Source organism: Pedobacter sp. BAL39, from assembly GCF_000170795.1.
Taxonomy (GTDB): Bacteria; Bacteroidota; Bacteroidia; order Sphingobacteriales; family Sphingobacteriaceae; genus Pedobacter.
Genome location: NZ_ABCM01000007.1, coordinates 231,754 through 247,968, shown reverse-complemented (window position 1 = coordinate 247,968; position 16,215 = coordinate 231,754). Strand labels below are relative to the sequence as shown.

The 16,215-nt window shown below is 47.2% G+C and carries 14 protein-coding genes; 10 read left to right on the top strand and 4 right to left on the bottom strand.

Going from position 1 to position 16,215, the window contains the following annotated elements; genetic code table 11:
- Positions 1-586, top strand: a 586-nt coding sequence (locus PBAL39_RS11765) for a hypothetical protein (protein WP_008241631.1), incomplete at its 5' end; no start/stop codon positions are given.
- On the opposite strand, the gene PBAL39_RS11760 is transcribed toward PBAL39_RS11765, so the two are convergent.
- The gene (locus tag PBAL39_RS11760) at positions 587-1,105 is read right to left on the bottom strand and encodes a ferritin-like domain-containing protein (protein ID WP_008241629.1); all 519 of its coding nucleotides are present in this window, start codon (positions 1,103-1,105) and stop codon (positions 587-589) included.
- Positions 1,106-1,308: 203 nt separating this feature from the next.
- Here PBAL39_RS11760 and PBAL39_RS11755 point away from each other — a divergent pair, with 203 nt between their 5' ends.
- Complete coding sequence (locus PBAL39_RS11755) at positions 1,309-1,518, top strand: DUF551 domain-containing protein (RefSeq protein ID WP_008241627.1); 210 nt, start codon at positions 1,309-1,311, stop codon at positions 1,516-1,518.
- A 99-nt stretch (positions 1,519-1,617) separates the two neighbouring features.
- Positions 1,618-3,075, top strand: coding sequence for a cardiolipin synthase (gene cls, locus PBAL39_RS11750; protein ID WP_008241626.1), 1,458 nt, complete (start codon positions 1,618-1,620; stop codon positions 3,073-3,075).
- Here cls and PBAL39_RS11745 read toward each other — a convergent pair.
- Complete coding sequence (locus PBAL39_RS11745; protein WP_008241625.1) at positions 3,072-3,365, bottom strand: DUF6122 family protein; 294 nt, start codon at positions 3,363-3,365, stop codon at positions 3,072-3,074. The genes cls and PBAL39_RS11745 overlap by 4 nt on opposite strands.
- A 187-nt stretch (positions 3,366-3,552) precedes the next feature.
- Between PBAL39_RS11745 and PBAL39_RS11740 the strand changes: the two genes are divergently transcribed.
- The 7 genes from PBAL39_RS11740 to PBAL39_RS11710 all read left to right on the top strand — a co-directional run bounded on the left by PBAL39_RS11740 (position 3,553) and on the right by PBAL39_RS11710 (position 12,799).
- On the top strand, positions 3,553-4,092 hold the full coding sequence (locus PBAL39_RS11740; RefSeq protein ID WP_008241622.1) for an RNA polymerase sigma factor: 540 nt from the start codon (positions 3,553-3,555) through the stop codon (positions 4,090-4,092).
- A 111-nt stretch (positions 4,093-4,203) separates the two neighbouring features.
- Positions 4,204-5,211: a FecR family protein gene (locus PBAL39_RS11735; protein WP_008241619.1), complete on the top strand. Its 1,008-nt coding sequence runs from the start codon at positions 4,204-4,206 to the stop codon at positions 5,209-5,211.
- 1 nt (position 5,212) lies between these two features.
- Positions 5,213-8,500 (top strand): SusC/RagA family TonB-linked outer membrane protein, encoded by a 3,288-nt coding sequence (locus tag PBAL39_RS11730; protein ID WP_008241617.1) that lies wholly within the window; start codon positions 5,213-5,215, stop codon positions 8,498-8,500.
- 11 nt (positions 8,501-8,511) lie between these two features.
- Positions 8,512-9,942: a RagB/SusD family nutrient uptake outer membrane protein gene (locus tag PBAL39_RS11725; protein ID WP_008241616.1), complete on the top strand. Its 1,431-nt coding sequence runs from the start codon at positions 8,512-8,514 to the stop codon at positions 9,940-9,942.
- Between the two features lie 36 nt (positions 9,943-9,978).
- Entirely contained in the window at positions 9,979-10,593 is a 615-nt protein-coding gene (locus tag PBAL39_RS11720) for a hypothetical protein (RefSeq protein WP_008241614.1), read from the top strand.
- Positions 10,594-10,600: 7 nt separating this feature from the next.
- A complete protein-coding gene (locus PBAL39_RS11715) occupies positions 10,601-11,731 on the top strand; it encodes a cytochrome-c peroxidase (protein ID WP_008241612.1) in 1,131 nt (376 codons plus the stop codon).
- A 183-nt stretch (positions 11,732-11,914) separates the two neighbouring features.
- Positions 11,915-12,799, top strand: a complete 885-nt coding sequence (locus PBAL39_RS11710) for a family 16 glycosylhydrolase (RefSeq protein WP_008241610.1) — start codon at positions 11,915-11,917, stop codon at positions 12,797-12,799.
- Here the strand turns inward: PBAL39_RS11710 and PBAL39_RS11705 are convergent, their stop codons facing one another.
- The gene (locus PBAL39_RS11705; protein ID WP_008241607.1) at positions 12,800-13,588 is read right to left on the bottom strand and encodes a mechanosensitive ion channel family protein; all 789 of its coding nucleotides are present in this window, start codon (positions 13,586-13,588) and stop codon (positions 12,800-12,802) included. It abuts the gene before it with no gap.
- 145 nt (positions 13,589-13,733) lie between these two features.
- A complete protein-coding gene (locus PBAL39_RS11700) occupies positions 13,734-16,211 on the bottom strand; it encodes a TonB-dependent receptor (RefSeq protein ID WP_039866455.1) in 2,478 nt (825 codons plus the stop codon).
- Positions 16,212-16,215 lie beyond the last annotated feature (4 nt).

The window sequence follows — 16,215 nt, the reverse complement described above, 5'->3', positions numbered from 1 at the left end:
ATTTCTGGCGTCCTGTGGTACCAGCACCCACCTGCTGAATTCCTGGATTGCTCCGGAAAACAAAACTCAACAATATAAAAAAGTGCTTGTTATCGGCCTGATCGGGCCCCGAGACCGTGACCTCAGGGAAATCATTGAGAACACTATGGTGCAGAGTCTCAAGGCACAGGGCATCAATGCCGGATCTGCCTATGCTGAATACGGGCCTAAAGCCTTTGAAGACCTCAAAGAGCAAGAAGCCCTTAAGAAGATCAGCGACAAGGGCTATGACGGCGCATTTACCATTGCGCTCCTAGATAAGAAAAAAGAACGTTATTATAGCCCTGGTTATGTCGGATTTGCGCCTTATCCTTTTGGATTCTGGGGATATTACAGAAACATGTGGGGCCGTATGTACCAGCCAGGATACTATAACGTAAGCACCAACTACATGCTGGAAGGGAATTTTTATGACCTGAATCCGGATAAACACATTTATTCCGCTCAGACCAGAACATTTGACCCTTCAAGTGCAGAAAACCTGTCATCAGATTTCAGCAAAACGGTTGTTGCCGATATGATGAACAAAGGATTATTGAAACGATAATTAGGGTTTGAAGTCGCTGCTGGCGGCAGGGTTAATGATCTCTTTAGCGATCCTTGTCAGAGACCTGTCGGTTTCCTTCTCATCCGCCAGGCATTGTCGGAGCAGGCTGTGGATGTCAAAATATCTCATCTCCAATGCCAGCGACGAAAGGTTACCATAAGTAGCAATGCGGTAGTGCTCTATGGTCTGAATGAGAAAGACGATGGCCACATCGCGAAGAGCTGTACCCGTTTCCACGCGTTTGATGAGGTTGGCAGCCTTGTCCAGCAGACAGTCAACGATGACACATTTACCTTCTTCAGGATTACATTGCAGTTGCTTACAGATTTCCCTAAGGCGGCTGCAATGTTTTTCTGTAATCGCTGAATGCGAAATGAGCATATTCTTGAGTTCTTCATTTACTGCTACCATCCCCAGCGCAGCAAAACATTTCACAAATTTCTCCTCTGCATCATAAATATCTTCCAGCCCGTCGATCAGAAATTCGCGAAGTCCCATTTTTTCTAAATTACCTTCCATAATTCATCACTCTCCAGGTAACAAACCTCAATACCTTTCAATTGTTTGTCATATCTGGTAATTTATCTTCAGTTTATTGCGGGATTCTAAAGATGCCACAACAGCAGCCAAAATCGATTTTGTTAAACTTTCACCAAACATTTTAAAACAAAAATAAAATCAGCAGGTTATTTTAATATATAAACCTTTTTCAGAAGACTGGTATGAAAGAATGGATTGCAACGACGGAAAAAATGCCGGAGGACCTCCACTACAAATTGGTCACAGTGGTGAATCCGGAACTGGAGTATGGCTATCAGGTCGCCCGATTTAACCTGCATTTGCAGGAATGGGAACTCCAAGAAGAAGAAAGCCTGAGTGCCTGTTTAAAAGTTTCTGCCTGGATGGATCTACCGGATCTTTACAGAAACTAGTACTTAGGCAAGATGATGAGCCCTGTAAATCCATTACAGGGTTTATTTTTATATATTGTCCTCAGTAAAAACATCATCTTATAAAATCATCACTCTACAATGGCCCCAGAATGGATCCTCGCTGCTGAAGTCGTTTATGTGCTCTTTGTGATTGCCGTGTGCCTGCGCATCATCTACGATACCCGCTCAGTCAGTAAAACCCTTGCCTACCTGTTGTTGGTCATCTTCGTCCCCATTGCAGGCATCGTGCTTTATTTTTCCTTCGGCATCAATTACCGGGTGCGAAAGATTTATAACAAAAAGATCATTAGTGATGACATCCAGTATCAGCAGCTGAAGAGCAGGATTGAGCTGGGATCACAAAAAGCGATTCAGGACATCAATCCACATTTAAAAAAGTACAGCAAAATTGCCAGGCTCCTGCTGAACAGCAACCTTAGCGGTCTTTCAGGAAACAATCAGGTGCAACTGCTGTTCAACGGAGAGGAGAAGTTCCCTGAAGTGATCAAGGCCTTAAAAGCGGCGAAACACCACATCCACATGGAGTATTACATCTTTGAGGATGAGGTAATCGGACAGGCCATCAAGGAAGTCCTCATCGAAAAAGCAAAAGAAGGTGTGCAGGTGCGTTTCATTTACGATGATTTCGGTAGCCGCTCCATCAGGAAAAAGATCGTTCCGGAGCTCCGCGCAGCTGGTGTGCAGGCATTCCCCTTTTTTAAGATATTTTTCATCCTGCTGGCCAACAGGCTCAACTACCGCAACCACCGGAAAATTATCATTGTAGATGGCCACATTGCCTTTACTGGTGGCATCAACATCAGCGACCGGTACATCAATGATGCCGAACATCCCGGTGAAATCTATTGGAGGGATACACACATCAAGATTGTTGGTCCTGCAGTACATCATCTGCAGCACCTTTTCATCTCCGACTGGAATTTCTGCGCGGATGAGAATCTGGAAATCCAACATGCCTTTTTTGAGGACTGTGCGGATGCAAACTCTGATGTCGAAGTGCAGATTGCGGCAAGTGGTCCGGATTCAGATCACCCCACTATCCTCTTTAACCTGATCCAGGCAATTGGGATGGCCGATGAGGAGATCCTGATTACCACCCCCTATTTCATTCCCGGAAATACCTTGCTGGACGCGCTCTATGTGGCAGCATTGAGTGATGTGAAGATCAAGCTGCTGGTTCCCTACAAATCAGATTCCATGTGGGTAGCTGCCGCGGCCCGCTCCTATTACCAGGAACTGCTCAATGTCGGTGTAGAGATTTTCATGTATAAAAAAGGGTTCATCCATGCCAAGACGATGGTGATCGATGACGGGCTCTCCTTCATTGGAACCGCAAATATGGACGAGCGGAGCTTCGAACTGAACTTCGAGGTGAATACCGTCGTGTACGATCAGGGTATTGCCAGACAGCTGAAAAATGCATTTTATAATGACCTGAACGAGACCATCAGGGTTGATGCGGAGCGTTGGGCAAAACGCTCCTCCTGGGCCCAGCTTCCCGAAAAAATAGCCAGGTTATTTTCTCCGTTACTTTAAAAAAAACAGTCGATGTAATCTAAAGCCATGTGGATCACGAGGCCAAGTCCCACGAGCCTGGTTTTAGGAAAAAACAACAGCAGCACATAAACACCAATGGCGTAATAGGAATGCAGCGGATGAAAGCCCACACTGCACCTGTTGGGATCATAGATGGGCACTGCAAGCAAGTGATCAACATCTACCACCATTGTCGCGATCAGGATTAGCCAGGTCTTCAGCAGCTGCTCCCTGTAAAACAAAAAAGCCACGATGGCTGGCACCAGAAAGTGCAGGAAAATATGAAACATTTTCAAAGATAACCAAGTATCCTAAAAGCAGAAGCCTCCAATACACTTAAAATGCATGCATTTCGATAAAGCGATGGTAAATAAAATACAAAACACTATATTACAGACAAATACACCTTGCTAGTTGTTTTTAATCAATCTAAATTGGATAAAAATCAAAGATTTATTTAATTTTGCGCTCATAGGTATGGGGATAAATACTGAAATCTGGAATGCGATCAGAAATGGTAATGCTGCTGCAATGAAAATGTTGTATCAGGAGTCCTATTCAGATTTGTATGCTTATGGCTTTTCCATGATTGCCGATGTCGACAAAACGAATGATGCGCTGCACGAGCTTTTCTGTGAGCTCTGGCAAAGCCGCTCTTCCCTGTCGGAAGTCCATCATGTGAAGGCTTACCTCAAAACCTGCCTTAAACACAAGCTCAGCAGGGAGATTTCAATAGACAAACAAACCAGCAATATTGACGATCACCTCTCGGTGCAGGACCTGAAGGAACATTCTTACGAAGAATTGCTCATTGCCACGCAGACGGAAAATGATGCAAAAATTCAACTCTGGCAGGCCATTCATAAACTGACGCCCACCCAGAGGGAAATCATAGACTATAAATTCTTTAAAGGATTGAACTATGATGCCATTGCACTCCTACTGGGCCTGAAGCCCAGAACAATATACAATCATGTTTATACTGCGCTTTGTACGCTCCGTTCGGCATTAAAATAAACCACTCACCATCAGTATATTACAGCTTTATTTAAATTTATTTTAAATTTTATCTGGTAAAAAAGCGGCGCTTTCTGCTCTAGGAACTAAAGTACACCTAAAAACAGCAGTTTGAACTACAATTTATACCAGGCAGCCGACTTCGCAGCAGATGAATCTTTTGTTGCCTACTTTCTGAAAACAGACACCAGGTCTGTAGAAATGTGGAGCAAATGGATCAGTCTTCATCCGGAGAAATTAGACGAGGTCTACAACGCGGAACAATTGCTTTCCAGGATCCACTTCAGGCCATCTGAGCAAGACATGCAGCAAGCCTTTGATCAGTTTAATGCCTTTCTGGAGCAGGACATGAGCCCCGCCCATGTGGAGCAGGAGAAACCACGGTCCCGCTTCAGGTGGAAGACCGCGCTGGTCATGGCCTGCAGTATTGTACTGATTTCAGTGACGCTATACTCCTACCTGCGCAGCACGCCGAACCTGCAATATGTGACCCGCCATAATGACTATGGAAAGATCAGTGTCATTAAGCTGAGTGACGGCACGGTCATCAACTTAAACAGCAACAGCTCAGTGCGGTACCCTAAAGTATTTAAAGGAACACACAGGGAGATTACCCTGGAAGGAGAGGCTTTTTTTGAAGTAGCCAAAGACAAATCCAGGCCTTTTACAGTCAGCAGCAACGGACTTAAAACTACTGTATTGGGCACAAGGTTCAACGTCAATGCCTACAAAGGAAACGACCAGATCCGGGTAGCCCTGGTAGAAGGAAGCGTCTCGCTACAGATAGAAGGCACAGAAAAATCGATACTGCTCAAACCCTCGGAAATGGGCAGCTTCCATACTTCCAGGCAATCGCTGACGACCTCAGACTTTGATGCAGAAGAGACCATGGCCTGGAAAGAAGGGATCATCAGCTTCAAACATGCCTCCTTTGAGGAAGTTGCACGAAAGATGAACAACATTTACGGCATCAGGCTCATCAACAAGTCTAATGACCACCATTGGAATTATACAGGCCAGTTCAGAAAAACAGATTACCTGAGCATTATCCAGAGCATGTGTTTCGCAAAGAAAATCAATTACACCCAAAATAATCAATCCATCACATTAACTCCATAAAATGAACAAACGGTACTTAAGGTACATCTCAAGGGTCTGCATCCTCATTCTGCTGATCGTTGGGATACAGAACAGTTATGCCCAAACCGAAGCCCCGGACAGGGTCAGGATTCAGCTCGATTTCAGGAATACAGCAGTATCCACCGTCATCAAAGAGATTGAAAAACAGAGCAGTTATCACTTCAACTATGACGAAGGAGAAGTTGACCTCAGTCAGAAAATCACCCTACACAGTACAGCCACACTGAAACAGGTACTGTATGAAATTTCGACACGCAGCAACCTTGGCTTTAACATTTCCGGCAACACGATTGCCATCCGCAGGAACGATAAAAAAGACATCCCCGGCACCCGGATGATCAGCGGCCTGGTGACCGATGCAAAGACCGGCAGCCCTATTCCAGGTGTTAACATTTACAAAAAAGGTACTGCCCAGGGTGCGGTTACTAATGCAAAGGGGGAGTTTACCTTTAAACTTACTGGCCCTCAGATAGCGGAAAACATCCTGGTTTTTAAGTATATCGGAATGAAAACCCGGGAACTGAAAGCAGGGAACAGCAGCCATTTTCCGGTGACCATGGAAGATGAGGTACTCGGCATGAATGAAGTGGTAGTGACCGGTTCCTATACCAAAGACAAAAGAAGAGAAGATGTGGTCGGAAGTATCAGTCAGCTGAGTGCCGCACAACTACAAACCCAACGGCCAATAGAGAGTTTCGACAAGATGCTGGAGGGAATGGTATCGGGCGTATATGTGGAGACCACTACGGAGCTGAATACTCCGGTAACGATCAACATCCGCGGACAGGGATCGCTGCCCAGCTTTGGCGTTTCCAGATCGACCTCTTCTCAACCGCTGTATGTGATTGACGGCATCCCATCCTACGAACAACAACGTGGCAATGAGGCCCAGGAATTTTCAGGTGAGCGTTACCTGAACCCACTGTCCAACATTAATCCCAATGACATCAAAAGCATTTCCATACTGAAGGATGCCACCGCCTCCGCATTGTACGGTGCCAATGCAGCGAATGGTGTCATCATCATCACTACCAAATCCGGTGATCCCGGCACAACAAAACTCGACCTAAGTTATGATACCGGTATTGCCACTTTTATCAATGAGTACAAATGGCTGAACGGGCCGCAATATTACAGCCTGCTCAGAGAGGCTTACATCAACGGAGGAAGTTCTGCGACAGCAGCGTCGCAGCTGGCAGGTAGTAAAGATACCAATACCGACTGGTCTGACCTGACCACCAGGAATGCCGTGTATCAGAATGCAGGATTAAACATCTCCGGAGGAAATGAAAACACAACTTTCAGATTTTCTTCGGGTTACCGCAACCAGAAATCCAGCGGCATTGGCAATGACCTTGAAAAGATTTATGCCCGTCTGAGGGTGGACCATAAACTGGGTGAGAAGTTCAGAATGGCTTTCAATTTCAGTCCTACTGTAACCAAAGGAAACTCTTTGTCTAATTATGGGGATGTATGGCTTCCACCAAACCTTGCACCATACAATGCCGAGGGCAGCTTCTCCGACTTTGTAAATGTGCCCAATCCGCTTGCCATAGTTTCACAGAATGAGGACAGCGATAAGGGTATCGAGATGATGGCCAATGCCAATGCAAGTTACCAGCTCAGCAAGAGCATTGCCATCTCGGCTACTGTTGGTGCCGACTCCTACCAGAATAAACAAACCAAATACCTTTCACCGTTGAATGCGACAGGAAGAAACTTCAACGGCCGCCTGACGATCTATGACCGCAGTCACCTCGGTTATACAGGTTTTGTACAAGGTACCTATGATAAAACCTTTGCGGATGCACATACCGTTAATTTCCTGATCGGAACACAACTCGAAGACCGGGAGACAGAATTGCTCAGGGGTGTCGGCTCTGGATTTACCTTCGAAAGGCGAAGGGTGCTCAGTGCGGCCACGACACAGTCCTCCGCATCCTCCACTTCTTCCAGCGCTACCATTTCCTATTATTCGCAGCTTGGCTACGACTTCGACAAGAAGTATTATGCGAACCTGAACGGCCGTATTGACAAATCGTCGATGTTTGGTGGCGACAGGCAGGTAGCCTTCAACGGATCAGTAGGATTGGCATGGATCGTCAGCAAAGAAAACTTCCTGAAAGACAGTAAAGTGCTGACCATGTTAAAACTACGGGCAACCTATGGTACCACCGGAAACTCAAGAATTGGTAATTACTCCGCACGTGGCCTTTATAACTTCGGCACCGCCACCGGCAACAGCTACAATGGCAATGTCAGCTCCTTTCCGCTAACCAATGCAGCGCCAAACCCGGAACTGGGCTGGGAGAAAAACAAAAAACTGAACTTTGCTGCCGACATCAATCTCTTCGATAAGGTAGACCTCACCGCAGAATTTTACAGCAATGTCGTGGATGACCTCATCTCTTCCGCCAGCGTACCACTGGAAACAGGCTTTGCTAACATCTCCCTCAATACCGGAAAAATGAGGAACCGTGGTTTTGAGTTGTCCATTGCTTCCAACATCATCAGCAAGAAAAACTTCTCCTGGAACCTCTCCTATAACATCAGCGGAAACCGGAATAAACTGCTGTCCTTTAATAATGGTTATTCTTCCCTATACTCTGTTCCTACGAGTGCCGCAGGGTTACGTGTTGGTCAAAGCACTTCCGCGATCTACGGTTACCAATGGGCAGGTATCAACCAGGAAACCGGTGCCGAGCAGTTTTATGACAGCGAGGGCAACATCAGAACTACCACTGAGATCAATGCACTGCAGATCACGGAAACCTCAGTGCTTGGCGACAGGCTCCCTGATTTTTATGGTGGTCTGATCAACTCTTTTGACATCCATAACTTTAACCTTTCCTTCAACATCCTGTATAGTTCAGGTGCGAGTAAGATCGTGAGTTATGTGGATGAGTCGGATGGCAGAAACCTGCAGAACAGGAACCAGAGTATAGACCTGCTGGACAGGTGGCAGCGGAATGGAGACGTAACCAATATCCCTCAGTTGCTTATCGTACGCAGTGTGGTCTCCAACTCCTCAAGGTACCTGTACAACATGAGTTACCTGAAGCTTTCTAATGTGAGCCTCTCCTACAGGCTGAGCTCGGGAATTGCCGACAAGCTACGCCTGGGCAGTGCCTCATTCTTCGCGAATGCAACCAACCTGTTCTACCTCTACAAGGATGCAGGAACAAAGGGAAGGAACGGCATTGCCGAACGACGCTTTGTCTTCCCTGAAACAATGGCCATCACTGGTGGCGTCAGACTTGGATTTTAACTTTATTGATTATGAAAAAACACTATATCCTACTCATCGTCATCTGCAGCTTATGCTGCAGCTCTTGCGAAAAACTCCTGGACAAGGAACCTACAGATCAGGTATCTCTCGAAGATTTATTCAGAGACGTTGCGGGTGCCAAGACAGCACTTGCCGGCGCCTATGATGCCTTGCGGTCAACCTCCCATTACCAGCGCAACCTGATGGTCTATCCCGACCTTAGCGGTGGCAACATCAAGTACAGCAAAGCCAATGGACTGGTGCTTGACGACATCTATACAGCCAACCAGACGGAGCTGGAATCTTCAATGGACGAAACCTACAGCAGTTTATATCAAGAGCTGAACAACATCAACAACATCATTAAGTACGCACCTTCAGCAACTGGTTATGAAGCAGATAAAATTAAAATTATTGCCGAAGCAAAATGCCTCAGGGCGCTTGCACACTTCGACCTGCTCCGTATTTTCTCCTGGCCAATCAACAGAACACCGGCCGGCACACACCCGGGTATTGTGATCAACATGGAGCCTTATCTGGTTGCAGATGATCGCCGCCCAAGGTTAAGCTCCGCAGCCAGTTTCCAGGCGGTCGTTAATGACCTGAACGAAGCCATCGCCAGCTTTGACGATGGCAACACGGGCATCCTTACGGGTGGTTACAAACAGAATTTCTTTACAAAAGCTTCGGCACAGGCTTTACTGGCAAAGGTATACCTCTATCAAAATAACTGGGATATGGCCTTCAACACTGCCGACAACCTCATCCGCAGCAATCAGTATACTTTGCTCAACAATGCCAGCTATGTCAACAGCTGGACGGGCCGGGTGCCCTCATCAGAATCCATTTTTGAGCTGGCCATGGAAACCAACTTCAGCGGCACCAGCCTGGGCAATTATTTCGATGCCACCAGTACCAACATTATGTTCGCCGCCACGAGCAACCTCACCTCGCTGTACACATCCACTGACATCAGGCGCCCGGCAACGATGTTCAATGCCACCACCATCAGTGGTACCAGCTATAACTTCACAAAAAAATATGCCACGGGTGGAACCAATGCCACTCCATTAAAGGTGCTTCGCCTGTCCGAACTTTACCTCATCAGGGCAGAGGCGGCGGTAGCAAAATCAGCGCCCGACTATGCACAGGCTAATGCCGATCTGGATGTTATCCGCAAACGTGCCGACCCTTACGCAACAACGCTGGATCTCCAGGATAAAACAGCGCTGATCGATGCGATATTACTGGAAAGAAGAAAGGAGCTGGCTTTTGAAGGCAATCTGATTTTCGATCTGCTGAGGTACAATAAAGACGTGGCACGCGCCGATGGAAATCCCGAACAGCCCAACTTTACTGCCAATGACTACAGGCTGATCATGCCCATCCCTTACATCTCGGTAAATACCAACCCATCCATGGAGCAGAATCCAGGATATTAAAAATCAAAACCCAGGATATTAAAAATTAAGAATCACATGAAAGCATACATCACCTTATTATTTGGCTTGCTTCTGTTCAGCGCCTGCAAAAAGGAAGAGCCTGAAGCGAAGGCAGACCTTTACCCGGATGCCCCCGTCAGCACACCTTCATCATCCGCAATTGGGGTATTCCATCAGCCCACCTCCTATTATAATCCATTCATCTACAGGTATGATCCGGACACCAAAGCCTGGACCAGAAGAATTGCCAGCCACTTTTCTACGGTATCCCAGGCTGATCCAAATTTCATCGGATTTGGCAACCCTTATGTTGAGGACAGCGGCGCGGCAATGTTCGACATGGTCAACTTATACGCTTCGGAAACTGGCGGCACCAACATCAAAAATGCAAAGATCAACGTAGACCAGGTGATGCAGTTCTTCCCCGATTACGAAGGGTCGAAAACGGGCATCATGAAAATCAAAACTCAGGATGTCACCATCACCAGTTACGATAAGTCCACCTTTATCATTGGCATCAGCGGATCTGGAACCTACGATGAAAACACAAAAGTCATCGACTTCAAAGTGACGTTTGATGAGAAAAACATTGGTGGCAGCACCAGGACATTCGACTACAAAATGAGTGCTGCTGCCCTCAGCTTAAATTAACAACAACATGAAAAGACTGCTTCCTTTGTTCCTGTTTCTGGGCTGCTTTGTGCTGTTTACAGCATTCCTGCAGGAGGATTATTCCATTGAAGAACTGAGGGGCTTGTATGGCGGACCATCATCCGGATGGCCAATGCCCCATCTCGATGAGGAATCCAAACCCGGGTTTCAGGATATCGGTCAGCTGGAAAAGCCAGCATACCCTGCGGACAATCCCTATTCCGCAGAAAAGGAAAAACTGGGAAAGCTGCTTTTCTTTGATCCGCGGATGTCGGTATCCGGGCAGATTGCATGCGCCTCCTGCCATGATCCTGAGCTAGGCTGGGGGGATGGCAAGCGGGTTGCCTATGGCCATAGCCGCCAGAACGGCAAGAGGAACGCCATGACCATCCTCAATACCGCCTATTACAACCAACTGTTCTGGGACGGGCGGGCCGGCAGCCTGGAACACCAGGCGACTTTCCCGGTACAGGATCAGGTAGAAATGAATACAAGCCTCAGGGCGATGGTAAAAAACATTTCCAGGATCAAGGGCTACCAGCCGCTTTTTAAAGCAGTCTACGGCAGCAAAGAAGTCAGCATTGACAAGATACAGCACGCCATTGCAACCTTTGAACGCAGCATACTGAGCAGGCACAGCCGGTTTGATGCCTTCATGCGCGGAAACAAACAGGCACTCAAAGATGAGGAACTGCTTGGCTTACACCTGTTCCGCACCAAAGCGAGGTGCATCAACTGCCACAATACGCCGCTGTTCAGCGACAACCAGTTCCATAACGACGGGCAGACACTGCTGGGCTCAAAGATGCAGGACCTGGGACGCTACCAGCATACGGGACAGCTGTCCGATGTGGGCAAGTTCAGGACACCATCCCTGCGGGAAACCAATATCAGCGGCCCCTGGATGCACCATGGTAATTTCCCATCACTGATGGATGTCATTGAATATTACAACCTTGGCAATCCAAGTCCGATTCAGCGCGGCGCTATGGTGCCTGACGCTCTGAAGCGGTATGGCACCTCGGCCAGGCTTCAAAAACTTTCACTGACCAAAAAGGAAAAAGCAGCACTGGAGGCCTTCCTGAAATCCATCAGCACCCAGGTGAACAAAATCATGCCACCGGCTCTGCCAAGGTGATCACCTGAAAACAGGGAGATCCTCTTGAAGACCAGACCTCAAACAACTTTAAAGATGCCATAACAGCTAATTTTATAAATCCGGCATGAGGTAACTTTAAGGATGCAACGGGCAACTTTCCTGTGACATTGGAAGCCAATACCCTCATAAACACTACCTTATAACATCCATTTAATTGAAGTTATGATGAATAGAAAAGCTGTCTTATTACTCTCTTTGCTTCTGAGCCTTGCTTTTTGCAGCTGTGCCAAAACACAGCAACAGCCTAAAACTGCAAATGAGCTCCTCAACAAAGAAGGCTACGACCTGGATGAGCAAGAGCTGAACGACAATGGTTACCGTAAAATATTTGAAGAAGAGTTCTCGGGAGACCTTTCCAAATGGAACATCTGGAACTCCGGTGCCTACAACAACGAACTACAGCTATACCGCCCGGAAAACCTGAGTGTGAAAGAAGGTACACTGATCATCAACGCTAAAAAGGAAAAGATAAGCGGCCCTGCATTACCCGAAAACAGCAATCCTAAATCTTATGATTACACCTCTGGACGAATAGAGTCCGGTTTTACTTTCAGCGCTTCTGAACAGACGCCAGAACTCCGGATATCTGCAAGGATGATGATTCCACAGGGCAGCGGTTTATGGCCTGCCTTCTGGACCTATGGTGAAGACTGGCCTACCAACGGGGAGATTGACATCATAGAAGGCATCGGTGACCCTTATAGCTACATTACAAATTACTTTTATGGCAAAAATCCCGGCAATGCGCAAACCGTCAATGCGCTGTCGGTGGACCGCATCACCACCACTGCCAACCTGAGCACCTCCTTTCATGTATATGAGGTCATCTGGACCAAAGAAAAACTTGTATTCCTGCTGGATGGAAAAGAGGTTGCTACCAAATCGGCGGCTACTGAAGGTGGAAAGTATATCCCTGATTTTTTTGGCAAGCTGCAGCACATCACGCTGAACCTTGCCATTGGCGGCGACATCTTTGAACAGCTCGATCCCTCTACCATCCAGACTGGCAACCTGTACGTCGACTGGGTGAAGGTATTTGCCAAATAGTTATGCCAGTCCCGGAAGTTTTAAGCCCGATTGTTTGAGCCTGGACATCAGCCGTTCCTGGAACTCCATCTTCGCATCTATGAAGCCATGTGCGTTGAGCCATAGATTAACCATGACTTTATAACCGTCCGGTTCCAGGCTGGAAATACCAATCCTGTTTTCTGTGCTTTCCAGTAGCTTGTCAGAATCATGGATCACTTCCTGGATCTGTTTTTTCACCTCCTCAAAATCAATGGCGTTATTGAACTTCATCTCGATGTCCAGGCGACGTTTACCCTTAGTACTGATGTTGACAATCACCTCGTTGGACAACTTGCTGTTTGGAAAGACCACCGTCCTGTTGTCGAACGTGGTTACAATGGTGTAAAAAATCTTGATAACGGTTACGGTACCCTCCTGCCCCTGGGCAACAATGTTATCCCCTACCTGGAAAGGCTTGAGAAAGAGAATAATGACACCGCTGGCGAAGTTCTGCAGCGTACCCGATAGCGCCAGACCCGCAGCGACACCCAATGCACCAACCAACGCAGCAAATACAGTAATGCCGATGCCCACAATCTGCAGTACGGCAATCAGCAGCAATACCCGCAGCGCAATGACTACCAGGCTGGTTAAGAACGGACGTAACGAGGGGTTAACACCTTTTTCATTCATGCCAGAGTTCATCCATTTGGAGAACAGCCGGATCAGCCACATACCGGCAATCAATACAAAAATTCCGAACAAAATAGAGGGCCCCTGAGTCAGTATCCAGTTTTCGATCTTGCCATATATCTTATCAATATCCATAGTGTACAATTTACAGTTACCTCTATTTAACAACCTTTGTAAAGTCATTGTTTGCCTTACGCCCTATTTCGGGCATGAAGGCCATAAAAAAGGGGTAACAATTAAATCGCTACCCCTCATCCCGCCTTCCGGCAATACGAAACCTTTAGAATTTGAACGTTGCTGTCCCCAGTACATTCCGCGGTGACTGAGGAACCAGGGAAACGTAGCCGATCCAGTATTTTTCATCCGTCAGGTTGTTCACACCAAAGCTGAACCTGAACTTCGGCAAATCATAGAAAACAGAAGAATTGAGTACCGTATAAGATGGTAGGACAAACTTGCCTCGTGATTCAGAGTTGACCACCGCGCTCTCGCTGCCATAATTACCACCAACGCCCAATCCAAGTCCATGAAGCTTACCATAAGGAATCGTGTAACTGATGTAGGCATTGGCAAGTTTCGCCGGACCTGCAGTTGTTGGCCTGCGTCCGTCAATATCCTTTCTGACATTCAGCATTTTACTATCGTTGTAAGCAAAACCGGCAATGATGTTCAGTCCCTCAAAAGGATTGACCATCAGCTCAGACTCAAAGCCTTTGCTGCGTTGCGTGCCATCCTGCACTCTTGCATTCGGCACTCCATTGATGGGCTCCGGACTAGCACGGATGATGTCTTTAACTTTGATGTGGTAATAACTGACGGTGGCCGTCAGCCTGCCGTCAAAGAGGTCTGTTTTGATCCCCCCCTCGGTCTGATTGGCCTGCTCCGCTTTAAAATCATTGCCATAAGCATCTTTTCCCTGGTAATTTGCAAAGCCGTTCTGGTAATTGCCAAATAAGGAAAGCTGTTTGTCAATGATCTGGTAAACCAGTCCGAATTTCGGAGAAAGAGAGGTTTGGTTATAACCTGTAGTCCTGGTATCAGAAACCGCATCATAAAGCGGGCGACTCACAAATCTGTCTATACGAAGACTGGCCATTGCCAGCAGCTGATCGGTGATGTTCAGCACATCGACAGCATAGGCACTATAGGTGTTGGTGTTTGTTTTTGTGTAATATGGTGCCGTAGGCTGACTCGCATACAGTGCGGCCACTCTACCCTCGTTAAACTCGTTGTAACGTGGCGAAGGACCTTTCAATGGAATGATGTCAAACAGATCGCCCAAAGGTATTACCCCTGCCGTGCTGGTGAAACTATTCCCGAAGCGCTCATAATTGGTATTGTTCTGGTACGAGTAATAGTCGAGCCCTACGGTTAACCTGTTTCTCAAACCGGCAATCCTGAAGTCGCCCGTCAGGTTGGGCTGAATCTCAAAACCATGGTCGCTGGTTACGGGTGTCCACACCATCCTTGCCAGGTAATCTGCTCCTGTGGTTTGTCCCGATTCAGGAATCATCGCATTTGGCATCAGGTAAAAATAGGTCATCCTGCCATTGGAGCTGCTGCTGTTCAGGCTCACGTTGGTTTGCAGTTTCCACTTGGCATTTAACTTAAGGTTCATCTGCCCGAATAGGTTTAAAGTCTGCGTATTGTTGACAAGGCTGTTGTTTTTATAAGCACTTTTACGGTTGATATTCAACTGATCAGCACCATTTAAGCCATATAAAGCTTCAGGTACCGGGTAAAGATAAAATTCAGAAAACCCTGTGCCCTTGCCGGAGAAAATTTCTGCATCCACATGAAAATCCAACCGATCATTTGCGATGTAGGATAAGCTGGGCGCAAAGGAAAAAGATTTGTTGAAACCATTGTCGCGGAAATCCTGCGCCGACTGGTATGCACTGTTGATCCTGAGCAATACCGACTTCTCCTGGTTCAGTGGCGCATTGGCATCCAGAGCAACCCTATTCATGCCGAAGCTCCCCGCGGTATAACTAACCGTGCCGCCGAAAGTATCATAAGGTTTTTTCGTCACCCTGTTGATCAGCCCACCATAGGAAGTGAGCGCGCTACCGAACAAAGTGGCCGAAGGTCCTTTGATCACTTCCACACGCTCCAGGTTTGCGGCATCCATGCCTGAGGCCACATTCCCGACAATGCCGTTTCTCAATCTGATGGAAGTACTGAAACCACGGAGACTAAACAAGCCCGCACCTGAACCAGACCTGCCGGTGGCATCCCATAGTTTCTGAATACCAGCCACATTCCTCAATCCGTCTTCCACGTTAAACACCTGTTGCTCCTGCAGCAGTTCCTTGGGGATGACAGTATAGGATTGTGGGTTCTCCAGCTGACTGAGTGGCATTTTGGCAACAGCGTCGCTTTGTTTTACAGCAAACTTGTTCCTTTTGGAGTCGTAAATATTTACCTCGGAGAGGTCTGAAGTGTAAGGCTTCAGGACGAAATCCAGCACCACTGCAGCACGGCCGCTGATGGAAACCTTCTGCTCGTCGAGGTACATCCCTTCTGCGGTCACCCGCACGATGTAGTCGCCGGCAGGAATGTTCTCCATAAGGTAAAACCCTTCTTTATCAGAAACGACATGTTGTCCCCTGCCCCTGAGAAAGACATCACCATACGGCACAGGTTGTCCGTTGACGGTGGTAATTTTTCCGCGTAGCGTGATTCTTTGCTGTGCGCGGACTGAAATAAACGAGATGGTGAGTAGCGTTAGAAAACAAAGTTGTAATTTTCTATGCATCGGA